Origin of the sequence: Marvinbryantia formatexigens DSM 14469 (assembly GCF_025148285.1) — a bacterium.
GTDB lineage: Bacteria > Bacillota > Clostridia > Lachnospirales > Lachnospiraceae > Marvinbryantia > Marvinbryantia formatexigens.
In genome coordinates this window covers 2,025,001-2,047,849 of the sequence record NZ_CP102268.1, presented here as the reverse complement: position 1 = coordinate 2,047,849, position 22,849 = coordinate 2,025,001, and the positions used below count along the sequence as shown (strand labels likewise).

16 protein-coding genes (1 of these 16 cut by a window edge) are annotated in these 22,849 nt (G+C 49.1%); 14 read left to right on the top strand and 2 right to left on the bottom strand.

The window, feature by feature from the left end; all coding sequences use genetic code 11:
- Positions 1–315 precede the first annotated feature (315 nt).
- The 10 genes from dnaA (at position 316) to NQ534_RS09735 (ending at position 13,947) form a co-directional block, all read left to right on the top strand.
- The gene (gene dnaA, locus NQ534_RS09780; RefSeq protein ID WP_006863951.1) at positions 316–1,665 is read left to right on the top strand and encodes a chromosomal replication initiator protein DnaA; all 1,350 of its coding nucleotides are present in this window, start codon (positions 316–318) and stop codon (positions 1,663–1,665) included.
- Between the two features lie 213 nt (positions 1,666–1,878).
- Positions 1,879–2,982, top strand: a complete 1,104-nt coding sequence (gene dnaN, locus NQ534_RS09775) for a DNA polymerase III subunit beta (RefSeq protein ID WP_006863953.1) — start codon at positions 1,879–1,881, stop codon at positions 2,980–2,982.
- Positions 2,983–3,071: 89 nt separating this feature from the next.
- Positions 3,072–3,281, top strand: coding sequence for an RNA-binding S4 domain-containing protein (locus NQ534_RS09770; protein ID WP_006863954.1), 210 nt, complete (start codon positions 3,072–3,074; stop codon positions 3,279–3,281).
- Positions 3,282–3,290: 9 nt separating this feature from the next.
- Positions 3,291–4,373, top strand: a complete 1,083-nt coding sequence (gene recF, locus NQ534_RS09765) for a DNA replication/repair protein RecF (RefSeq protein ID WP_006863955.1) — start codon at positions 3,291–3,293, stop codon at positions 4,371–4,373.
- An 81-nt stretch (positions 4,374–4,454) separates the two neighbouring features.
- Positions 4,455–6,380 (top strand): DNA topoisomerase (ATP-hydrolyzing) subunit B, encoded by a 1,926-nt coding sequence (gyrB, locus tag NQ534_RS09760; RefSeq protein WP_006863956.1) that lies wholly within the window; start codon positions 4,455–4,457, stop codon positions 6,378–6,380.
- A gap of 11 nt (positions 6,381–6,391) precedes the next feature.
- Positions 6,392–8,848, top strand: a complete 2,457-nt coding sequence (gyrA, locus tag NQ534_RS09755) for a DNA gyrase subunit A (RefSeq protein ID WP_006863957.1) — start codon at positions 6,392–6,394, stop codon at positions 8,846–8,848.
- A 13-nt stretch (positions 8,849–8,861) separates the two neighbouring features.
- A complete protein-coding gene (locus tag NQ534_RS09750; RefSeq protein ID WP_006863958.1) occupies positions 8,862–10,196 on the top strand; it encodes a MurT ligase domain-containing protein in 1,335 nt (444 codons plus the stop codon).
- A complete protein-coding gene (locus tag NQ534_RS09745; protein ID WP_006863959.1) occupies positions 10,193–10,951 on the top strand; it encodes a type 1 glutamine amidotransferase in 759 nt (252 codons plus the stop codon). Before NQ534_RS09750 ends, NQ534_RS09745 begins: the two co-directional genes overlap by 4 nt.
- 11 nt (positions 10,952–10,962) lie before the next feature.
- Positions 10,963–11,679 carry a lysophospholipid acyltransferase family protein gene (locus NQ534_RS09740; RefSeq protein WP_006863960.1) on the top strand — a complete coding sequence of 239 codons (717 nt, stop codon included), beginning with the start codon at positions 10,963–10,965 and terminating at the stop codon, positions 11,677–11,679.
- 81 nt (positions 11,680–11,760) lie between these two features.
- Positions 11,761–13,947: a family 78 glycoside hydrolase catalytic domain gene (locus NQ534_RS09735; RefSeq protein WP_006863961.1), complete on the top strand. Its 2,187-nt coding sequence runs from the start codon at positions 11,761–11,763 to the stop codon at positions 13,945–13,947.
- A 258-nt stretch (positions 13,948–14,205) separates the two neighbouring features.
- On the opposite strand, the gene NQ534_RS09730 is transcribed toward NQ534_RS09735, so the two are convergent.
- On the bottom strand, positions 14,206–15,822 hold the full coding sequence (locus NQ534_RS09730; RefSeq protein ID WP_006863962.1) for a response regulator transcription factor: 1,617 nt from the start codon (positions 15,820–15,822) through the stop codon (positions 14,206–14,208).
- A complete protein-coding gene (locus NQ534_RS09725) occupies positions 15,800–17,635 on the bottom strand; it encodes a sensor histidine kinase (RefSeq protein ID WP_006863963.1) in 1,836 nt (611 codons plus the stop codon). The genes NQ534_RS09730 and NQ534_RS09725 overlap by 23 nt, the downstream gene beginning before the upstream one ends.
- 322 nt (positions 17,636–17,957) lie before the next feature.
- Between NQ534_RS09725 and NQ534_RS09720 the strand changes: the two genes are divergently transcribed.
- From NQ534_RS09720 to uidA, 4 genes are all read left to right on the top strand, one after another.
- Entirely contained in the window at positions 17,958–19,247 is a 1,290-nt protein-coding gene (locus tag NQ534_RS09720; protein ID WP_006863965.1) for an ABC transporter substrate-binding protein, read from the top strand.
- A 79-nt stretch (positions 19,248–19,326) separates the two neighbouring features.
- On the top strand, positions 19,327–20,244 hold the full coding sequence (locus tag NQ534_RS09715) for a carbohydrate ABC transporter permease (protein ID WP_006863966.1): 918 nt from the start codon (positions 19,327–19,329) through the stop codon (positions 20,242–20,244).
- An 18-nt stretch (positions 20,245–20,262) separates the two neighbouring features.
- Positions 20,263–21,108 carry a carbohydrate ABC transporter permease gene (locus tag NQ534_RS09710; protein WP_006863967.1) on the top strand — a complete coding sequence of 282 codons (846 nt, stop codon included), beginning with the start codon at positions 20,263–20,265 and terminating at the stop codon, positions 21,106–21,108.
- A gap of 20 nt (positions 21,109–21,128) precedes the next feature.
- Positions 21,129–22,849: the 5' portion of a beta-glucuronidase gene (uidA, locus tag NQ534_RS09705; RefSeq protein ID WP_006863968.1), read on the top strand. 94 nt of this gene lie beyond the right edge of the window; 1,721 of the gene's 1,815 nt are visible here — the first part of the coding sequence; the start codon lies at positions 21,129–21,131; its stop codon lies off the right edge, out of view.

Genomic DNA, 22,849 nt, shown 5'->3' with positions numbered 1-22,849 from the left:
TGCTTTTTCTATGTGCACAGACTTGTCTACTTATACACATCAGGAGCCTTTATGTGGGGATTATACCCATATATTATGTTAATCGTTACTGTTCACTCCGTTCGCAGTAACCTTCGCGAATGGGATCTGCTCACACTTGAATCACATTTTTACGCCTCAAACCCACAGGACCAGCTTCGCGTCGCAGCAGGTGTTTGAGGCTGGTTTAAACAATAACTGTAAATCTTCTATATCCTCCAAAAACTTTTGATTGCGAAAACTGCTAATTTGGTTTAATATTAACATAGAGTTTTTGTGTTCAGAAGGAGATTTTTCATGAATATTATCGAGGAAAACTGGGAGGAAATTTTAGAACGTGTACAGACCGAGCATGAAATGACTTATGTTTCGTTTGATACGTGGCTGAAGCCTCTGAAAGTATACAGCTTTGAAAACAATACGGTTTCTATTTTAGTAGCTTCTTCACAGCAGATGTACTTAAAGTATATTAATAAGAAGTATCTTCTTCCTATTAAAGTTGCAATCGCAGAGGTTACGGGTCTTGACTGCAATATCGAATTCATTCTGCCCGAAGATGCGGACAGGATGGAGGCGGACAAACTGGATTCCCAGAAAATGAGTGTCAATGTGGATAAAGCAAACCTAAATCCACGTTATACATTTGATACGTTTGTCGTGGGAAAAAATAATAATTTTGCCCATGCGGCTTCGCTTGCCGTCGCGGAATCTCCGGGGGAAATCTATAATCCGCTCTTTATCTACGGAGGCGTGGGACTTGGAAAAACGCACCTTATGCATTCCATCGCCCACTTTATATTAGAAAGAAATCCCGACACAAAAGTTCTTTACGTGACGAGTGAAACCTTTACAAACGAGGTCATTGAAAACATCCGCAGCGGAAATAATACAGCTATGTCCAAATTCCGCGAAAAATACCGCAGCATCGATGTGCTGCTGATTGACGATATCCAGTTTATCATCGGAAAAGAATCCACACAGGAGGAGTTTTTCCACACGTTCAACGACCTTCACAGCTCCGGCAAGCAGATTATTATCTCGTCGGACAAGCCACCGAAGGAGATGTCCACACTGGAGGAGCGCCTGAAGTCCCGCTTTGAATGGGGCCTGATTGCCGATATTTCCTCGCCGGACTACGAAACACGTATGGCTATCCTGCGCAAACGCGAAGAGCTGGACGGTTATCACATCGATGACGACGTTATCCAGTATATCGCAACCAATATTAAATCCAACATCCGTGAGCTGGAGGGCGCCCTTAATATCGTGGTCGCTTTCGGGAACCTCAACAAGCGCAAGATTGACCTGGAATCCGCGAAGGAGGCTCTGAAAAATATTATCTCGCCGGATGAGAAGCGTGTGATCACGCCTGAACTAATTATCAACACGATTTGCGAACATTTCCACATTTCGCGTGAAGACCTTACCGGAAGCAAGCGCAACTCCGAAATCGTCTTCCCCAGACAGATCGCCATGTACCTCTGCCGGGAAATGACGCAGACACAATTTAAAGAAATCGGCAAAATCATGGGCGGAAAGGACCACTCCACGGTCATCCACGGCTATGACAAAATCGCCTACGAGGTAAAAAATAACGAAAACGTAAAAAACACCATTAACATTCTGATAAAGAAGATTAACCCTTGACGGGGAAAACGGATATCCATACACATAAATTCACACGGAAAATACGGATTCCGGAGGGTTACGCACACAGTTATACATGGCGTTTTTCCTTTATTTCCGGGGCGCGCGGGGGTTATTCACAAATCCACAGCCCCTATTAATACGACTTCTAATCTTTTAAATATATTAACGTACTGCGTCGGGCCGGGGCAGTTGGCAGAAAGGAGCTTACTGATGAAAATCGTTTGTCAGAAAAATGAATTACTAAAAAGCGTAAATATTGTCATGAAGGCGGTACCTTCCAAAACCACCATGCCGATTCTGGAATGCATTCTGATTGACGCTACCAGAGGAGAAATAAAATTTACCACCAACGACATGGAGCTCGGTATAGAAACTGTTGTCAACGGAAGTATTCTGGAGAAAGGAAAAATAGCGCTTGATGCAAGACTTTTCTCGGAAATTATACGAAAGCTCCCCGAAAATGAAGTTACTATCGAGACCGACAATAAACTGCAGGCAACCATCCTCTGTGAAAAAGCACAGTTTTCGATTTCCGGAAAAGACGGAGAGGATTACCCTTATCTTCCCTTTGTGGAAAAAGATAATTCTATCTGTATTTCCCAGTTCACGCTGAAGGAAGTCATCAAACAGACTATTTTTTCGATTGCCCAGAATGAAAATAACCGGATGATGACCGGAGAGCTTTTTGAAATCAGCGATAATATATTAAAAGTGGTCTCTCTGGACGGTCACCGTATCTCTATCCGCAAGATTGAGCTGAAAGAAAATTACGAGAAAAAGAAAATCGTTGTTCCCGGAAAGACACTGATAGAAATCAGCAAGATACTCTCCGGGGAAACGGAAGATATGGTAAATATTTATTTTACAAAGAATCACATATTATTTGAATTTGACAATACGATCGCCGTATCCCGGTTAATCGAGGGAGAATACTTCCGCATCGAGCAGATGCTCTCCAGCGATTACGAGACAAAACTGAAAATAAATAAAAAAGAACTGTTAAACTGTATCGACAGGGCAACACTCCTGATAAAAGAAGGAGACAAAAAACCGATCATCATCGGCATCAGCGATACCAGCATGGAACTGAAAATCAACTCGCAGATTGGTTCCATGAACGAACAGATTTCCATCGAGAAGGAAGGAAAGGATATTCTGATTGGCTTTAATCCGCGTTTCCTCATGGACGCTCTGCGCGTAATCGACGATGAGACCATCACGATTTATCTGGTAAATCCGAAAGCCCCCTGTTTTATCCGGGACGATGCGGAAAGCTATATTTATCTGATCCTGCCAGTCAACTTTAACGCATGATGCAGGAGTATGAAAGACTTAAAGGACTGACAACACTTTGCAATCCGCAGGCACGATATACGTTTATCACATAATAAGGAGAGGTCATCATGGAAATTATAAAGCTCCGGGAGGATTATATAAAACTTGGACAGGCGCTGAAAGCCGCCGGTCTTGTGGATTCCGGCGTCGATGCCAAGTTCGCCATACAGGACGGGCTTGTCAGAGTCAACGGCGAGACGGAATACCAGCGCGGCAAAAAGCTCTATGACGGAGATATTGTCACATTTGAAAACAATGAGATAAAAATTGTAAAATAAGAGGATGTCATGATTGTTCAGTCTATTGAGCTGGAAAAATTTCGCAATTACAAATCTCTGAAGCTGAAATTTGACAGCGGGACAAATATTTTTTATGGCGATAACGCGCAGGGGAAAACCAATATTCTGGAAGCTGTCTACCTGTGCGGGACCACAAAATCCCACAGGGGAAGCAAGGACAGGGAGGTCATCCAGTTTCAGGAGGAGGAATCGCACCTGCGCATGAAGGTGGAACGAAACAATGTTCCGATTGAGATTGACATGCACCTGAAAAAAAATAAACCGAAAGGTATCGCCATCAACGGCGTCCCAATCCGCAAGGCGAGCGAGCTGTTTGGCATCGCGAATTTTGTGTTTTTTTCCCCGGAGGATCTGAATATCATCAAGGACGGTCCCTCTGTCCGCCGGCATTTTATCGATATGGAGCTCTGCCAGCTCCATAAAGTATATCTCCATCACCTGTCAAATTATAACAAGGTGATAAATCAGCGGAACCGTCTCCTGAAGGAATCCGCCTTCCGGCCGGACATTCTGGACACGCTGGATATCTGGGATATCCAGATGGCGGAATATGGAAAAAAAGTAATTGAGGAGCGCAGAGCTTTTATCAGACGCCTGAATGAAATTATTGATTCCATCCACGGACGTCTGACCGGAGAGAAGGAGCATCTGCGGATTATCTACGAGGAAAATGTGACGGCGGAGGAATTTGCGGAAGCGTTAAGGAGCAGCCGTGAAAAGGATCTGCGGATGAAAATGTCCATGACGGGTCCGCACCGGGATGATATCTGTTTTCAGACAAACGGTGTGGATATCCGGAAATTTGGTTCGCAGGGACAGCAGCGCACAGCGGCGCTTTCCTTAAAGCTCTCGGAAATAGAGCTTGTGAAGCAGGAAATCGGAGATACGCCGATTTTACTTTTAGACGATGTATTGTCTGAACTGGACAGCAGCCGGCAAAAATATTTATTGGACAGTATTCATGATATACAGACATTTATCACCTGCACCGGACTGGACGATTTTGTGCAGAACCGGTTTCACATAAATAAGGTTTTTCATGTAGTGGAAGGTAAGGTTTATGAAAATTAACAGATGCAGATATTCCATTGACACAATACAGTTTATGGATGTTGCATTTTCTGTGGAGAAATAGAACAGAAGGAGGATAATATGGGAACAGAAGTAAATCAGGAATATGGAGCCGACCAAATCCAGATTCTGGAAGGGCTGGAGGCTGTCCGCAAAAGACCAGGGATGTACATCGGAAGCACCTCGCTTCGCGGTCTTCATCATCTGGTTTATGAAATTGTGGATAACTCTATCGACGAAGCGCTTGCTGGATATTGTGATACGGTAGATGTGACGATTAATGAAGACAATTCCATCACGGTTATTGACAACGGCCGTGGTATTCCTGTCGGCATCAATCACAAAGCCGGGATCCCGGCGGTGGAAGTCGTATTTACTATCCTTCATGCAGGCGGAAAATTCGGCGGCGGGGGCTATAAGGTGTCCGGCGGTCTCCACGGGGTGGGCGCATCGGTAGTAAACGCGCTCTCCGAGTGGCTGGAGGTTAATATTTACCACGAGGGGAAAATTTATTTCCAGCGCTACGAGCGCGGTCACGTGATGGATAAGCTGAAAGTGACAGGAGAGTGCGAGCCTGGAAAAACCGGAACGAAGATATCCTTCCTGCCGGATAAAGAAATTTTTGAAGAGACCGTTTTTGATTTTAACACCCTGAAGCAGCGCCTGCGCGAAATGGCTTTTCTTACGAAAAACGTAAAGATTATTCTGCGCGACAAGAGGGAAGAAGAGCCGGTGGAGCGTGTTTTCCACTACGAGGGCGGCATCAGGGAGTTCGTCACTTATCTGAACAAGGGCAAGACGCCACTTTACCAGGACATTATTTACTGCGAGGGAACGCGCGATAATATTTACGTGGAGGTTGCCATGCAGCACAATGATTCCTACACGGAAGGTTCTTACAGCTTTGTAAATAATATCACGACGCCGGAGGGAGGAACCCACCTGACCGGTTTTAAGAATGCGCTCACAAAAACCTTTAACGCTTACGCGAAAGCAAACAAGCTGATTAAAGATACCGAAAGTCTTTCCGGGGAGGATATCCGGGAGGGCATGACGGCAATCGTCAGCATCAAGATAGAGGACCCGCAGTTTGAGGGGCAGACGAAGCAGAAGCTGGGAAACAGCGAAGCGAGAGGCGCGGTGGACAGCGTTGTCTCCGAGCAGCTTATGATTTATCTGGAGCAGCATCCGCAGGCGGCGAAGCTGATTCTGGATAAGTCGATCATGGCGCAGCGCGCGCGGGAGGCGGCGAGAAAGGCGCGCGACCTCACAAGAAGAAAATCCGCGCTGGACGGACTTTCGCTGCCGGGCAAGCTGGCGGACTGTTCGGATAAAAATCCTGCAAACTGTGAAATTTATATCGTGGAGGGAGATTCCGCAGGCGGCTCCGCAAAGGAAGCGCGCAGCCGTGCAACGCAGGCGATTCTGCCTCTGCGCGGAAAAATTCTCAATGTGGAGAAGGCAAGGCTTGACCGTATTTACGCGAATGCGGAAATCAAGGCAATGATTACCGCATTCGGTACCGGCATTCACGATGATTTTGATATCACGAAGCTGCGCTATCACAAGATTATTATCATGACCGATGCCGATGTGGACGGCGCGCATATCAGCACTCTGCTGCTTACGTTTTTATACCGCTTTATGCCGGATCTGATAAAAGAGGGCTACGTATATCTGGCGCAGCCGCCGCTTTATAAGCTGGAGAGAAACAAAAAGGTGTGGTATGCGTACAGCGATGACGAGCTGGATGCCATCCTGAAAGAGGTGGGACGCGACCAGAATAATAAAATCCAGCGCTATAAAGGACTGGGAGAAATGGATGCGGAGCAGCTCTGGGAGACGACTATGGACCCCCAGAAGCGTGTGCTTCTGCGCGTGACAATGGATGAAGAGACTTCGTCGGAGCTGGACCTCACCTTCACCACACTTATGGGGGACCAGGTGGAGCCGCGCCGCGAGTTTATCGAAGAAAATGCAGTCTATGCACAAAATCTTGACATTTAGGAGGATGCATCGTGGAAGATAATGTTTTTGACAAGGTACATGAAGTCGACCTGAAAAAGACAATGGAACAATCTTACATCGAATACGCGATGAGCGTTATTGCTTCCCGTGCGCTTCCGGACGTGCGGGACGGCTTAAAGCCGGTGCAGAGACGTGTACTGTACTCGATGATTGAACTGAACAACGGTCCCGACAAGCCGCACAGAAAATGTGCGCGTATCGTCGGTGATACGATGGGTAAATATCATCCCCACGGAGACAGCTCCATCTACGGAGCGCTTGTCAATATGGCGCAGCCCTGGTCGACAAGATATCCGCTGGTGGACGGTCACGGAAACTTCGGCTCCGTGGACGGCGACGGCGCCGCCGCCATGCGATACACGGAGGCGCGTCTGAGCAAGATTTCGATGGAAATGCTTGCGGATATCAACAAGGATACCGTAGATTTTAAGCCAAACTTTGATGAGACAGAGAAAGAGCCGGTCGTGCTGCCGTCCAGATTTCCAAATCTTCTGGTGAACGGTACCTCCGGTATCGCCGTCGGCATGGCGACGAATATTCCGCCGCACAATCTGCGGGAGGTCATTGCGGCTGTCGTTAAAATCATCGATAACCGCATCGAGGAGGACCGGGAGACGAAAATCGAGGAAATTCTGAAGATTATCAAGGGACCGGATTTCCCAACGGGCGCGCAGATTCTCGGAACCCGCGGAATCGAGGAGGCTTACCGCACGGGGCGCGGAAAAATCCGCGTGCGCGCGGTCACAAATATCGAGACGATGCCGAACGGCAAGAGCCACATCATTGTGACGGAGCTTCCCTACCTGGTAAATAAGGCGAGGCTGATCGAGAAGATTGCGGACCTTGTGAAGGAGAAAAAGATCGATGGCATCACGGCGCTGACGGATGAATCCAGCCGCGAGGGGATGCGCATCAATATCGAGCTGCGCCGCGATGTAAATGCAAATGTGATTTTAAACCAGCTTTATAAGCATACGCAGCTACAGGATACCTTCGGCGTGATCATGCTCGCCGTTGTGAGCAGAGGCAACGATATCCTGCAGCCGAAGGTGTTGAATCTTCTGGAAATGCTGGACTATTACCTGAAGCATCAGGAGGATGTCGTTACCAGAAGAACAAAATACGAATTAAACAAGGCGGAGGAACGCGCCCACATTTTAGAGGGTCTGCTGATTGCGCTTGATAATATCGACGAGGTAATCCACATTATCCGCGGTTCGCGCAGCACACAGATCGCGAAGGAATCCCTGATGGCGCGCTTTGAGCTGACGGATGCGCAGGCACAGGCAATCGTGGATATGCGTCTGCGCACGCTGACCGGTTTGGAGCGGGAGCGTCTGGAGGCGGAGTACGCGGAGCTGATGAAACGCATCGGAGAGCTGAAAGCGATTCTGGCGGATGAAAAGCTCCTGCTTGGCGTTATCAAAAAAGAGATTACGGAAATCAGCGATAAATACGGCGACGACCGCAAAACATCGATTGGATTCGACGAGTTTGATTTTACGGTGGAGGATCTGATTCCGGAGGAAAATGTGGTCATCACCATGACAAGACTTGGTTACATTAAGCGGATGACGCCGGATAACTTTAAGAGCCAGAACCGCGGCGGCAAGGGCATTAAGGGAATGCAGACCATCGATGAGGACAACATTGAGGAGCTGTTTATGACCTCGACGCACGAGTATCTGATGTTCTTTACGAACCTCGGCAAGGTGTACCGCCTGAAGGCATACGAGATTCCGGAGGCGGGACGGACGGCGCGCGGAACGGCAATTATCAACCTCCTGCAGCTCGCTCCGGAGGAGAAGATAACGGCGGTCATCCCGATTCGCGAGTACAATGAGGACCACTATCTGTTTATGGCGACAAAGAAGGGTCTTGTGAAAAAGACGCCGATTACGGATTACGCAAATGTGCGCAAGACGGGACTTGCCGCCATCAGCCTGCGCGAGGACGATGAGCTGATTGAGGTGAAGTTTACGGACAACCACAAGGATATCCTTCTGGTGACAGCTTACGGACAGTGCATCCGCTTCCATGAGACGGATGTGCGCAGCACAGGACGTGTTTCGATGGGCGTTATCGGTATCAATCTGATGGACGGCGACGAGGTGGTTGGTATGCAGCTTGACTGCCAGGGAGAGTACATGCTGATTGTTTCGGAAAAGGGCATGGGCAAGCTGACCGCGATGGAGGAATTTAAGGTGCAGAACCGCGGCGGTAAGGGCGTGAAGTGCTATAAGATTCTGGAAAAAACGGGCAATGTCATCGCGGCAAAGGCGGTAAATTACGACAGCGATATTATGATTATCAACACCGAGGGTATCATTATCCAGATGCCGTGCAGCGACATCTCTGTGCTGAACCGGATTACCTCCGGCGTGAAGCTGATGAATCTGGAAAAGGATGTGCAGGTTGCCAGCATTACGAAGGTAAGAGAATCTTAAAGGAGCGGATTTTATGAGATTACGCAGAATTGCGGCAGTGTGGACTGCAAAGCTTACGGCGCGGATATGTAAAATGCTTGGAAAACAGGGTGTTACCTGGGCCGGAAAAATCGCTCTGATGATAGACCCGAAGATATTAACAGAGCTGGCGGGCGATGTAAAGGAAAAAATTTACGTCGTCTGCGGCACAAACGGAAAGACAACGACCAACAATCTGCTCTGCTCGACGCTGGAAGCGCAGAAGAAAAAGGTCGTCTGCAATCATACCGGCTCCAATATGCTCAACGGATGCGTGGCGTCCTTTGTGCTGGCTGCCGGATGGAATGGGAAGCTGGACGCGGATTATGCCTGCATCGAGGTGGATGAGGCGTCCGCGCTTCGCATTTTCCCGCATTTTAAGCCGGATTTCATGGTGCTGACAAATCTTTTCCGCGACCAGCTTGACCGCTACGGGGAAATCGATATCACGATGAACCTTGTGCGTGACGCCATGAAGCTGGCGCCGGATATGAAGATTATTGTGAACGCGGACGACGCGCTCTCTGTTTTTGTGACGCAGGAGAGCAAAAATCCGTATGTGACCTATGGAATCGGCGAAAAGGTGTTTGACGAATCCATCAACGAGATTAAAGAGGGACGCTTCTGCAAAAAATGCGGCGCGAAGATGGAGTATCATTTTTATCATTTCAGCCAGCTTGGCGATTATTACTGCAGCTCCTGTGATTTTAAGCGTCCGCAGATAAAATATAACGCGTCGGATATCGAGACGGGGAACCATCTGGCGTTTACGGTGGAAAACCGTCGTATCCGGGCAAATTACCGTGGATTTTATAATATTTACAACATCCTGGCGTCCTACGCGGCAGCGCGGGAGGCGGGACTGCCGCTGGAAAATTTCCAGGAGGTGCTGGATGCCTACAATCCGGAAAACGGGCGCAACGAGCATTTTTCCATAGACGGCACGGAAATCATTTTAAATCTGGCGAAAAACCCGGCGGGCTTCAACCAGAATATTTCCGCCGTGATGGAGGATAAATCCTTAAAGGACATTATCATACTGATTAACGACAACGACCAGGACGGGACGGATGTTTCCTGGCTGTGGGACGTGGATTTTGACCGTTTCCAGTCGGACAATATCAATTCCATCGTGGTGAGCGGCATCCGCTGCCAGGATATGCGTCTGCGTCTGAAATATGTGGATATCCCGGCGGAAATCGAGCCGGATGTGGAAAAAGCAATCCGGGAGCGAATCGCGCATGGCTGTAAGAACCTTTATGTCCTGGTAAATTACACCGGGCTTTACAGCACGCACAACATTCTGAAAAGAATGGAGGAAGCATCATGAAGCTGACGATTGGACATTTGTATCCGGATTTTCTGAACCTGTATGGTGACAGGGGAAATATCCAGTGTCTGAAAAAGCGCTGCCAGTGGCGCGGCATTGAGGCGGAGGTACAGGCTTTTGAAAACGATGATGAGATTGACTTTTCAAAGCTGGATATCGTTCTGCTCGGCGGCGGCTCCGACAGGGAGCAGATGCTGGTCTGCGAAAAGCTGAAAAAAATCAGAGAAAATTTCCGCGCCTATGTGGAGGACGACGGGGTGGTAATCGCTGTCTGCGGCGGCTACCAGCTTCTGGGAAATTACTATGCCACAAAGGACGGCAGAATCGAGGGGCTTGGCATCGTGGATATGGACACGGAGCAGGGCACCGGCTACCGTCTGATTGACAATATCGTTCTGGAGAGCGAGCTGTTTTCCATGCCGGTGGTCGGATTTGAAAATCACGGCGGGAGAACCGATATCAAACAGAATAAGCCGCTTGGAAAGGTTATTTATGGCAGCGGAAACAATGGGGAGAGCGGTTATGAGGGCGTCGTTTACAAAAATGTCATCGGCACCTACATTCACGGACCGCTGCTTCCAAAAAATCCGCAGGTAGCGGATTATCTGATTACGCGGGCGCTGGAGCGGAAATATCACAAAAAGATAGAGCTGCAGCCGCTGGAGGATGTGGAGGAAAAAGAGGCAAACGCGTATATTTATAATCGTTTTAAGGGAAAGGTGAGCAGGCCGCAGAACCAGGAGCAGCTTGTGTAGAGGGAGAAAAAATGAGACGTATTCTTTTGATGGTGCTTAGAAATATTATTTATGTGCCCTGGTACTGGATTCAGCTTCTGTGGTATTCACGGGAAAAGGACAATCATACGGAGGAGCAGCGGTTTGCGCTCTTAAAAAAGATAACGATACATGCAAATAAGGGCGGAAGGGTGCTTATCCAGGCGGACGGGCAGGAACATCTTCCGGAAAAAAACGGATTTATTTTTTATCCCAATCATCAGGGGATGTACGATGTGCTCTCCATGATTGAAAGCTGCGACAGACCTTTTTCGGTCGTGATGAAGCAGGAGGTAAAAAATATCCCCTTCCTGATACAGATACGGAAGATTATGAAGGCAAAATGCATGGACAGGGACGACATCAAGCAGTCTCTGAAAGTGATCCTGGAGGTGGCAAAAGAAGTATCCGAGGGAAGAAATTATATTATCTTTGCGGAGGGCACACGCTCCCGCAACGGAAATCAGCTTCTCGACTTCAAGGGCGGCAGCTTTAAGGCGGCGACAAGGGCGAAATGCCCGATCGTGCCGGTCGCGCTGATAAATTCCTTTGTTCCCTTCGATTCCCACTCCACAAAGCCGGTAACGGTGCAGGTGCATTATCTGGAGCCCTTGTATTACGAGGAATACAAGGATATGAAAACAACGGAAATCGCGGCAATCGTAAAAGAAAGAATCGAGAAAAAAATTGCTGCCTGTGCGGCTGTATGATAAGTGAGTTGTAACCGCACAGGTGGAAAAATTGCGCAGGATGGTATTGGGAAACGGTACCGGACAGGAGATAGCGGAAAAATGAAATGGTTTACATTGCAGGAATATTCAAAAATAAAGCCGGTAAACGTGTATAAAAAAGAAAAGGACCCGGCAGAGATATATCCTGGTCCGGGAAAAAATATTCATGTTCTGGCAAGAACTTCTTTTACATACCGGAAGGACATGAAAAGCTGCACGCTGCGCATTTCCGCGGACGACTACTATAAGCTTTACATAAACGGCAGGTTCGTTACACAGGGACCGGCTCCGGCATATACAGAGCATTATTATTATAACGAGGTGCCGGTTTCCTTATTTTTGAAAGAGGGAGAAAACTGTATCGCCGTTCATCTGTATTATCAGGGAGCGGTAAACCGCGTCTGGAACAGCGGGGACGGACGTCTGGCGCTGGCGGCGGAAATGGTCTGGAAGGAAACAGACAGCGAAGAAGAGCAGATACAGGAATTTTCCTGGCGCTGCCGCCGTTGTCTGGCATATTCCGGAGAGCTGACAGGGTACGATACACAGTTTCTGGAAAACTTCGACAGCCGCCTGTGGGAGGAGGAATGGAACGTACCATCCTTTGACGATTCCTGCTGGGAGAAAATGGTTCCCGCCGGGTGGGCGGATTATGCCCTGCAGAAGCAGCCGACAGAAAATTTATGCATTAAAGAAAGATGCATACAGCCGGAAAAAAGAGCGGATGGAAGCTGGTTCGCTGATCTGGGCGGTGAGATAACGGGGAGCCTTTTTCTGAAAGCAACAGGAGCTGCGGGAAGCAGACTTTTTATCCACTGCGGGGAAGAGCTGGATGAGCAGGAAAATGTCCGTTATGATATGCGCTGCGGCTGCCGCTATGAAGAAATCTGGATTCTGAAGGACGGCGTCAGCTCTTATGTGCCCTATGACTATAAGGGCTTCCGTTATGTGCAGATTTTTCCGGAAAATGTGGATAACATTTCTGATTCTGACAAAGCCCGTGGAAAAATGCAGACGCCGCAGCTTCTGGAAATGACCGTCCAGGAGCGGCATTATCCGATGAACGAAAACACCTGCGTCTTAAAAGAGGCGGATGAAGAGCTGAAGAGAATCTTTACCATCTGCAAAAATGCCGTAAAATACGGAACCCAGGAAGGCTATCTTGACTGTCCGACCAGAGAAAAGGGGCAGTATCTGGGGGACGCCGTGGTGACGGCACATTCCCAGGCCTGGCTGACGGGAAAAACCGATATGCTGCGCAAGTGCATCGACCAGTTTGCACAGTCGGCGAAAATCTGTCCAGGACTGATGGCGGTAGCTCCCGGCAGTCAGATGCAGGAAATTGCGGATTTTTCACTGCTCTGGAGCCAGCTTCTCCTGCTGGATTACCGTTTCACGGGGGATGTGGAATTTATGCGGCGCTACTACCCGGTGGCGTATGACATTATCCGCTATTTTGAAAAATACCAGAGATACGACGGGCTTCTGGACAGGGTCTGGGAAAAATGGAATCTGGTGGACTGGCCGGAGAATTTAAGAGACGGCTATGACATGGTTCTGGATGACATAGAGGACCCCGTCATGGCGCCGGAGTGTCACAACGTCATAAACGCGCTGTATATCGGAGCGATAAAAACATTAAGCGAGATAGAAAATATTCTCGGTCTTGAAAACAGCAGGGAATGGGAACCTTTAAGAGACGCTTATGTGCGCGCCTTTTATGATCCGGAGAAAAAGCTTTTTAGGGACAGCGAAAAAAGTGAGCATAGCGCCCTGCATGCAAACGTCTATGCCCTGTATTTTGATATCGTGCCGCCGGAGGCGGTTGAAACCGTTGCCAATTTTCTTGCATCAGAAGACTTCCGCTGCGGCGTACACTGCAGCTACTTCGTGCTGCGGGCGCTGGCGCAGAAGGAATATTACGACAAAGCGGCGGCGCTGCTTCTGAACAAGGGAGAGCACGGCTGGATAAATATGCTGCGGGAGGGCGCGACCTGCTGCTTTGAAGCCTGGGGAAAAGACCAGAAATGGAATACCAGCCTCTGCCATCCGTGGGCGAGCGCCCCGATACCGTTTCTCATCGAAAACCTTGCCGGATTCCATCCCACCCCCGATGCAGAAAGCGGCTACCTGTTCGAGCCGCACCTGCCGGATGACTGGAAAAACTTCCTGCTGGAATTTACCTTTCAGGGGGAACGCTATCAGATAAAAAAGCAGGGAGGAGCCACCAGATTAAAGAGGTTATGAAGTACAGATAAAAATAAAGCTGGTATCCAAAAGCAAACGATAGGCAGATTTTTGCAGTTTTGCGAGCATAGCGACAGCTTACGGAGCGTGTCTGAGCCTGCATAGCAGGCGAGTTAGCGGAGGAAGCTGTCAGATAGGCGGCGCAGCAAAACAAAAAAATCAACGTGTTTGCGTTGGAAACCAGCTTTATCTTTATCGTACGGCATAAAAATTGTGTAGCATAAAAAATTGTACGGAAAAAAATTTTATAAAAATCATCTACACACCGGAAGTTCTCCCATTAATGTACTCCCTGGGCGAGCAGCCCTCATACTTCTTAAAGACCTTACTGAAATAAAAAGCGTTTTCAAAGCCGAGACGGTCGGCAATCTCATAGACCCGCAGGGAGCCCTGCTGCAGAAGCTCCTTTGCGGCGTTTATTTTCTGCTGTGTGACGTATTCATTAAAGCCGACATTCCGGTATTTTTTAAACAACTGGCTCAGGTAATTCGGGCTGATATTAAAGGTCAGCGCCGTATCGTGCAGGGTCAGACGCTTATCAATATTGGAGGCAATGTATTTCGTCACATTTTCCACCATAAAGTTGACGTTCGATTTGCGCTGCTCGGAGAGAAAACGGATAAGCCCGTCCTCCAGCGTGCGCAGCCATGTGACGATCTGCCGCGTATCCGTAAACCGGTACAGAGACTGATAGCCGTCCGGCATATCCTGGAAAATGCGCGCCGTCACCTGCTCCCCGTCCGGCAGCAGATGAATGGCAAGATGAAGGATGGAGCTGGCGGCGTCCTGCGCCTGGGCGAGCTGTACCCTGTTCTGGGAAAGCAGCTCCGCGATATTATCCAGAATATCCTTCAGGGAATCGGCATTTTCTTCTTCGAAAGCCTTGCGGATATCTTCCCGGAACAGGGAAAGATTAAATACATTATGGTCCTTGCAGAAATCATCCTGCTGCTCGGCAAAAATAATCCGCGACCCGGCTCCTGTCGTGGGAATATACTGCTTCGCGTCGTGATAGGAAACGGTTATATCCAGAGGACGGCTGACCATCTTTCCGACACTGCAGAAAAGCGTGACAGAATAATAATTATAAAGCATTGCAAAGGTCTGCTCCAGAGCGTCCGTCAGATAAGAAATCCGCGTCTGTTTATCGGTATATTTTTCCTCCAGAAAGAAAATCACCGAAAAATACTGCATATCCAGAGAAATAATCCGGCAGGGAAGATACTTCGTAATCATATCCTGAAACATCTGCACGGTGCTGCGGTTTAACGTCAGACGCTGGTCGCAGGTAAGCGGATTGCAGTCGTTTTCTATAATGCGGATGTACGCCGCCATATAACCTGCGGCATCCAGCGTAATCTGAAAATCCTGCATCTGACGCTCAAACTGCGCCGGGCTTTCAAAAAGACCGTTGAGCAGACGGATAAAAAACCGTTCCTGGAACATGGTAAGGTCCAGGGAGGACGCGGCATCCTTTGTGGAAAGCTGCCGGTATTCCTGCACGGCGCGGCTGGCCTTTTCAATGGATTCCCGCAGAGAATCCGGGGTTAGCTCCAGCTTAATCAGATAATCCACCGCCTGCAGACTGATTGCCTCGCGGGCAAACTGGAAATCCTCGTAGCTGGTGAGAATAATAAAAACCGGCACGCGCCCGAATTCCTCCCGGCATTTTCCTGCCAGCTCCAGACCGTCCATAAGAGGCATTTTTATATCGGAGATAACGATGTCGGGGTGCTCCTGGCAAATCAGATCGTATGCCTGCTTACCGTTGGAAGCAGTACCGCACACGGAAATACCGAGCTGGTTCCAGTCAAGCATGGATTTCAGACCAATCTGTACCAGAGGCTCGTCATCAGCAATCAGAAGTTTCAGCATTATAATTCTCCTCCTTTATCAGTTTGTGCGGAAGCAGGACGCTCACGGTCGTGTAGCTGCCCGTTTCACTGGTGATTTTCAGACCGAAGCGGTCGCCGTAGGTATACTGCAGGCGCTTATTTACGTTGCTGATACCGATATTGCGGAAAAAGGAACCCTGTCCGCCGGCATTTTCTGTGAGCAGCGTCTTTATTTTTTCCGGCTCGATGCCGGTTCCGTTGTCGGTAACGTCGATTTGCACGGTTTTATCATCCGGAGCAAACAGATGAATCCGGATAAGACCGGGCTGTCCCTTCGGCTCGATGCCGTGAAAAATAGAATTTTCCACAATCGGCTGCAGGCTGAAGCGGGGAATCTCATTGTCGCAGAGCGTTTCATCTTCAATCTCAAATTTCATCTGGATCATTCCACCATACCGGTATTTCTGGATAATAAAATAATCCTCCAGCAGGGCAAACTCCTGGCGGATGGTCACAAGCGTGCTGGAGCCCTTGGAAATATTTTTTAAAAGACCGCTCAGAGCCGTCGTCATTTCCGCGATGCCGGGCGCGTTCTGGATGGTCGCCATCCATTTGATGGAATTTAAGGTATTGTACAGAAAATGCGGATTTACCTGGCTCTGCAGGAGACGGTATTCGTATGCCTGCTTTTCATTCTCCACCTCCAGCCTTTTGTTTATCAGCGTCTGGATATCGGAGGAGAGCTGGTTGATGTCCTGCCCCATGTCGCCCAGCTCGCTGTCCCAGAGAATCGAGGAATCCTGGGAAAAATCCCCGCCGGCAATCAGACTGATGCGGTTGCGCAGCAGCTCGACCGGATGCGTGATGGTTCTGGTGAGAATCGCGATCATAATAATGCCGATTACCAGAATCAGCAGGAAAATCAGCAGAATCAGCAGAAAATAATGTGCAAACTGCTGGCGGAACTGCTCCGGCATAATGAGCTGGACAACAGAGCAGCCGTTTAGATCCAGGGGACGGAGAACGGCGATGGAGCGCCCGGAGGCGGTATCCGTATAATAAACAGAAGTATCGCTGCGCACCTGGTAGGTTTCCGGGTAATCTGTAAGAGAGAGCGTCTGCCCGGACGGCACGATAGAATCGTCCGCAATCCGGTAATACTGCCCGTTCATGCAGAACAGCAGCTCCCCGTATTCATCCAGCGTGTGGACGCCCAGCTCGTCTGTCAGGAGAGAGATATCCAGCGCCAGATAGACAAAACCGATGCTGCCGCTGGTGTAGGGGTTCTGTATCGGTCTTATGATCGGAATAATTTTCCCGGAGCGTCTGGTGAAGGGCTCGTCAATCATCTGCAGCCGGACATCCTCCAGACGCGGAGTTTCCATGTGCTCCTCAAAAAACGAAAGCTGCGTGATAAGCTCCGGAATCGGTTTGTCTACGGAATAATTTGTGTTGACCACCTGCAGAAAATCGCTGCGTTCCGGGCTGCCGATTACCAGACGCTGGATATAATTTTTGGAAGCGTTTGTCACAAAGGTGGTGTTTAACACATCTGTGGCAAGGGAGGTAATGCTGGCATATTTTTCCGAGCCGCGCTGGGACAGCAGAAATTTGGTAAGCTGGTCGTTTGTCTGGCACCAGTAAAGCAGACTGATGATATCATCCAGGGAGTCGTTTACGTTTTCCGTCAGCAGCTCCAGGTTCGTCTCGGTGGACTGGATGGCTGTTTTGCGCAGGTCGCGGTAAAACAGCAGATAGCTGAAGGAGGAAATGCCGATGCCGAGAAACAGGATAATCGTCAGCAGAATCAGCACCAGACGTCCGCGGATGGTTTTATAAAAGGGTCGTTTCATAAGAAAATCTTCCTTCTCATTTTTTTACAGTATAGCACAAGTGAAGATGATTTGTAACTTTTCCGGAAGCGATTATAACAAAAGTATATGTTTTTGTTGAAAAGTGCAGGTTTTTTCTGTGCACTTTGCATCGGAAACCGGGAAAAAGGAAGGTTTTTCCGGAAAAATGCCATGTTAAAAACAAAAACGAGAGCTTATAATGAATTTATCAAATGATGTTGGGACAGGTACAGAGGTCTTTCAAACAATTATGAGCAGGATCATGCGGGCTCAGACCTTTTGAATCTGGTATCATCAAATCAAAAAAGGAGGATATAAGAGTATGAAGAAAAAAGCAGTTGCAGCGTGTATGGCAGCGTGCATGGCAGTAGGAAGCCTTGGAATGGGAATGCTGGCATCCGCAGAGGAGGAGCAGGTAACATTAAACTGGGCATTGTGGGATGAGAAGACAACGCCTTACTGGAGCGCACTGGCGGATGCATATATGGAGCAGCATCCGAACGTGACCATTGAGCTGACAGATCTGGGCAGCGCGGATTATATGACGGTACTTGCGACCGACTTATCCGGCGAGGGTTCCGATTTTGATGTGGTAACGATTAAGGATGTGCCGGGCTATGCGACGCTGGTTTCCAAAGGTGTTCTGGAGGATCTGACAGAGCGTATCGCGGCGGACGGTATTGATTTAAGCCTTTACAATGGTACAACAGAGCAGGTAACGGTTGGAGATGCGCTGTATGAGCTGCCGTTCCGCAGTGATTTCTGGGTACTGTATTACAATAAGAGAATTTTTGACGAAGCGGGCGTTGACTATCCGACAAACGATATGACGATGGAGCAGTACGATGAGCTTTGCCGCAGCGTTGCAAAGCAGGGCTTTGGAAACGACCAGATTTACGGTTCTCATTATCATACCTGGAGAAGTGCGGTTCAGCTCTTCGGTATTCTGGACGGCGAGCATTCCGTACTGGATGGAAATTATGATTTCCTGAAACCGTACTACGAGCTGGTGAAAAACCAGGAGGCAGACGGCATCTGCAGAAGCTACATCGATACGAACGCATCCCAGCTTCATTACAGCGGCGCTTTCTCAGAAGGAAACACAGCGACCATGAACATGGGTTCCTGGTATATCGCAACCCTGATCTCCGAGCTGAAGGAAGGCAACTATGACAGCGCGCTCTGCGGCGACTGGGGCATCGTAAAATATCCGCATCCGGAAGGCGTGGAAGCAGGCACAACGCTTGGCACCATCACAGCACTGTCCATTCCGACGGCGACTGAGAACAAGGATGAGGCATGGGATTTCATCAAATTCGTATGCGGCGAGGAAGGCGCGAAGATTATCGCTTCGACCGGAAACTTCCCGGCAATCATGAACGATGATGTAATCGATGAGATTGCTTCTCTGGAAGGATTCCCGCAGGATGACGCGAGCAAGGAAGCATTAAAGACCGTGCAGCTTTATCTGGAAGCGCCCTACAGCGACCAGATTTCCGAAATCAACACCATTCTGGATACCTATCATAAGGATATCATGAACGGTGATACCTCGATTGACGACGGAATTGCAAAAATGAATGAAGAAGTAGGAAAAGTTCTTGGCGAATAAGTGATAAGAGGGACCGGTAACAGGAGAAACACTGGGCCGGTCCCGTTTTTGACCTTTTAAACCGGAAAGGAGAGAGAAAATGGATCCGACAGCGGCAGCAAAAAGCAAAAAATGGCGCGACCGGAAGCGGGCGCTGGTGGCATATTCTTTTATTGCCCCCAACTTTATCGGATTTGCGGTATTTACCCTGGTACCGATTATCTGCGCATTCGGTCTTGGGTTTTTAAAGTGGGATGGAAACAATCCGATTGAATTTGCGGGATTAAGCAACTTTATACGTCTGGGAAAGGATACTTTCTTCTGGGCGGCACTGAAAAATACAATTATCTACTGTATCGGCACGGTTCCTCTGACGATGATAGCGTCGCTGGGACTGGCAATCGTTCTGAATCAGAAAATCAGGTTCCGGGGCGTGTTCCGCACGATTTCTTTCTTTCCGTACGTGGCGTCCCTGGTAGCAATCACGGCTGTGTGGCAGATGATTTTCCATCCGAGCAGAGGACCGATAAATGCGATTCTGTATTACGTATTTCATGTGGAGAATCTGCCGAACTGGTTTGGCGGCGATTTAATTCTTCTGACACTGATTTTGTTCAGCGTGTGGAAGTATATGGGGTATTATATGGTAATCTATCTTGCCGGACTTCAGGGAATTTCCAATGAGCTTTATGAGGCGGCAAGTCTGGACGGCGCATCTACCTGGCAGAAATTTGTCTATGTCACCTGGCCGCAGCTGCGCGCGACGACTTTCTTTGTGGTTGTCATGCTGACGATTAACTGCTTCAAGGTTTACGATATTGCCGTCATGCTGGCAGGCGGCGGAGACGGAAAGCTTGGAACCTCGTCCACCGTTCTGGTTTACTATATTTACCAGAAGGCGTTCCAGGAATGGGACCTGGGCTATTCCAGCGCAATCGCAATGGTACTTTTTGTTCTGGTTCTGGCTGTTACGATTATCCAGTTCCGCGGCGAAGCAAAATATGAAAAACAGCAATAGGGGAAGGAGAGAAAAAGAATGAAGACAAAATCTGCGTCAAGAAACCGGAAAATTGCAAAGATTTTTCTGTATGCAATATTGATTCTGATTACGTTTCTGATGATTATGCCGTTTTTATGGATGCTCTCTGCCTCCATTAAGTCGAACACAGAGGTATTCCAGATGACCCCGTTCCGGTGGATTCCGGAGGTGCCGAAGTGGGACAACTATCTGAAAATCTGGACGAAGATTCCGCTGGCGAAATTTATCGGCAATACGGTATTTCTGACGATTGTCGTTACCTTTCTGCAGCTTCTTACCAGCAGCTTTGCGGCTTACGCGTTTGCAAAGCTGGAGTTTAAACACAAAAATGGGCTGTTTCTGGCGTACATCGCCACCATCGCCATGCCCTGGCAGGTCTATATGGTGCCGCAGTTTATCATGATGCGCAACATGGGCTTAAACGATACGCTTCTGGCGATGATCTGCCTGCAGGCATTCTCGGCGTTCGGCGTGTTTATGATGAAGCAGTTTTATTCCGGCATACCGGATGCGCTGTGCGAGGCTGCCCGCATTGACGGTATGAGCGAATACCGGATTTACAGCACGATTATGCTGCCGCTCTCCAAGCCGGCGCTGTCGACGCTGACGATCTTTACCTTTGTAAATACCTGGAACGATTATCTTGGTCCGCTGATTTATTTGAAAACGGAATCCAAAAAGACAATCCAGCTCGGTCTGCGTATGTTTATCGGACAGTATTCCGCAGAATATGGTCTGATTATGGCGGGCTCTATCATCACTCTGATTCCGGTGCTGATTGTATTTCTGTGTCTCCAGAAATATTTTGTGGAGGGCATTGCGTCGACCGGCGTGAAGGGTTAGGAAAGTAAGGAGGATGAGATATGCTGTATCCCAGAATAAATGCTGTCAGAAATGTCATTGATTTGTCCGGAATATGGAATTTTTGTCTTGGCGGGACAGAGGAGCCGCAGGATATGGTGGATGCCGCAAAGCTTCATGCTGTGGAGCCGATAGCGGTGCCGGCGTCCTACAACGACCAGAAGGAGGAGCGCGCTTACCGGAATCACTTTGGCTGGGTGTTTTACAAAAGAACGTTTTCCGTGCCGGTCTGCCTTGCGGGGCAGCGTCTGGTGCTGCGCTTTGACGCGGTGACGCATCGGGCAAAGGTCTATCTGAACGGACGGCTGCTTGTGGAGCATAAGGGCGGATTTCTGCCGTTCGAGGCGGAGATTACAGAGCTTGTAAAGCCGGGAGAGACGGCGGAGCTTGTGGTGGCGGCGGATAACCATGTAAATCACAGCACCCTTCCTGTCGGAAACGAAAGCGCGACGGCATTTTTCGGCTCGGACAATCCGGGCGTGCCGAGCGTGGAGGCGGCAAAGCTCTGGAGACGGCCGCAGAATCTGCCCAATTTCGACTTTTTTAATTACGCGGGCATTAACCGCCCGGTGCGTCTTTATACAACGCCGCAGGCTTATATCAGCGATATTACGCTGGTGCCGGATGTGCAGGGAACAGATGGAATCGTTCATTATGAGATACGTACGCAGGGCGGCGGGGATGGTGGAGAAAATCCGCATATTGCCGTATTCGATGCACAGGGACAGTGCGTTGCCAGAAGCAGCGGCGCGGAGGGCGTTCTTACGATTCCGCAGGCAAAGCTGTGGTGGCCTTATCCGGGAGTGCCGTATCTGTATACAGCGAAGGTAAGCTTCCGGGATGATGTGTATGAAGAGACGTTCGGCATCCGCACGGTGGAAGTGAAGGGCACACAGTTTCTGATAAACGGGAAGCCGTTTTACTTTAAAGGCTTCGGAAAGCATGAAGACGCCGCTTTTTGCGGGCGCGGGCTGGACCTCTGTCTGGATGTGAAGGATGTAAATCTGATTCACTGGCTGCACGCCAATTCCTTCCGCACCAGCCATTATCCGTATGCGGAGGAAATGTACGACCTGTGCGACCGGGAAGGCATTGTCATTATTGACGAGACGCCGGCGGTCGGCATCGGGGCGGGAGAAAGCAGCAATCCTTATGAGACGTTTTCCATCCGCAATCATCATGAAGAGGTGCTGCGCGATCTGGTAGCGCGGGATAAGAATCATCCGTGTGTGGTGATGTGGTCGATGGGCAACGAGCCGGATACCGAGCATTTTCCGGAATCGGCATATGAATACTGGCACTCGCTCTACGAGCTGACGCACGAGCTGGACCCGCAGGACCGTCCGGTCACCTTTGTCTGCTGTCAGAATAATTATGAAAAGGATCTGGTGACGCGGACAATGGATGTGGTCTGCATCAACCGTTATTACGGCTGGTATAATTTATCCGGCGATCTGGACGCGGCGTGCTATGCCTGGAACCTGGAGCTGGATTTCTGGGAAAAAACCGGAAAGCCGGTGATGGTGACGGAATACGGGGCGGATACGATTGCCGGTATCCATCAGTGCGTGCCGGAAATGTTCAGCGAAGAATTTCAGATGGAATACTATGCGCGGCAGAACGCGGAATTTGATAAACGTTCCTTCTTTATTGGAGAACATGTGTGGAATTTTGCCGATTTTGCCACGATACAGGGCTGTATGCGTGCGGACGGCAACAAAAA

What these genes read in the sequence shown, in the direction of transcription:
- dnaA (WP_006863951.1), top strand. Translation starts at nt 316, where the DNA reads ATGAATATTATCGAGGAAAACTGGGAGGAAATTTTAGAACGTGTACAG.
- dnaN (WP_006863953.1), top strand. Translation starts at nt 1,879, where the DNA reads ATGAAAATCGTTTGTCAGAAAAATGAATTACTAAAAAGCGTAAATATT.
- NQ534_RS09770 (WP_006863954.1), top strand. Translation starts at nt 3,072, where the DNA reads ATGGAAATTATAAAGCTCCGGGAGGATTATATAAAACTTGGACAGGCG.
- recF (WP_006863955.1), top strand. Translation starts at nt 3,291, where the DNA reads ATGATTGTTCAGTCTATTGAGCTGGAAAAATTTCGCAATTACAAATCT.
- gyrB (WP_006863956.1), top strand. Translation starts at nt 4,455, where the DNA reads ATGGGAACAGAAGTAAATCAGGAATATGGAGCCGACCAAATCCAGATT.
- NQ534_RS09750 (WP_006863958.1), top strand. Translation starts at nt 8,862, where the DNA reads ATGAGATTACGCAGAATTGCGGCAGTGTGGACTGCAAAGCTTACGGCG.
- NQ534_RS09745 (WP_006863959.1), top strand. Translation starts at nt 10,193, where the DNA reads ATGAAGCTGACGATTGGACATTTGTATCCGGATTTTCTGAACCTGTAT.
- NQ534_RS09740 (WP_006863960.1), top strand. Translation starts at nt 10,963, where the DNA reads ATGAGACGTATTCTTTTGATGGTGCTTAGAAATATTATTTATGTGCCC.
- NQ534_RS09735 (WP_006863961.1), top strand. Translation starts at nt 11,761, where the DNA reads ATGAAATGGTTTACATTGCAGGAATATTCAAAAATAAAGCCGGTAAAC.
- NQ534_RS09730 (WP_006863962.1), bottom strand. Translation starts at nt 15,822, where the DNA reads ATGCTGAAACTTCTGATTGCTGATGACGAGCCTCTGGTACAGATTGGT.
- NQ534_RS09725 (WP_006863963.1), bottom strand. Translation starts at nt 17,635, where the DNA reads ATGAAACGACCCTTTTATAAAACCATCCGCGGACGTCTGGTGCTGATT.
- NQ534_RS09720 (WP_006863965.1), top strand. Translation starts at nt 17,958, where the DNA reads ATGAAGAAAAAAGCAGTTGCAGCGTGTATGGCAGCGTGCATGGCAGTA.
- NQ534_RS09715 (WP_006863966.1), top strand. Translation starts at nt 19,327, where the DNA reads ATGGATCCGACAGCGGCAGCAAAAAGCAAAAAATGGCGCGACCGGAAG.
- NQ534_RS09710 (WP_006863967.1), top strand. Translation starts at nt 20,263, where the DNA reads ATGAAGACAAAATCTGCGTCAAGAAACCGGAAAATTGCAAAGATTTTT.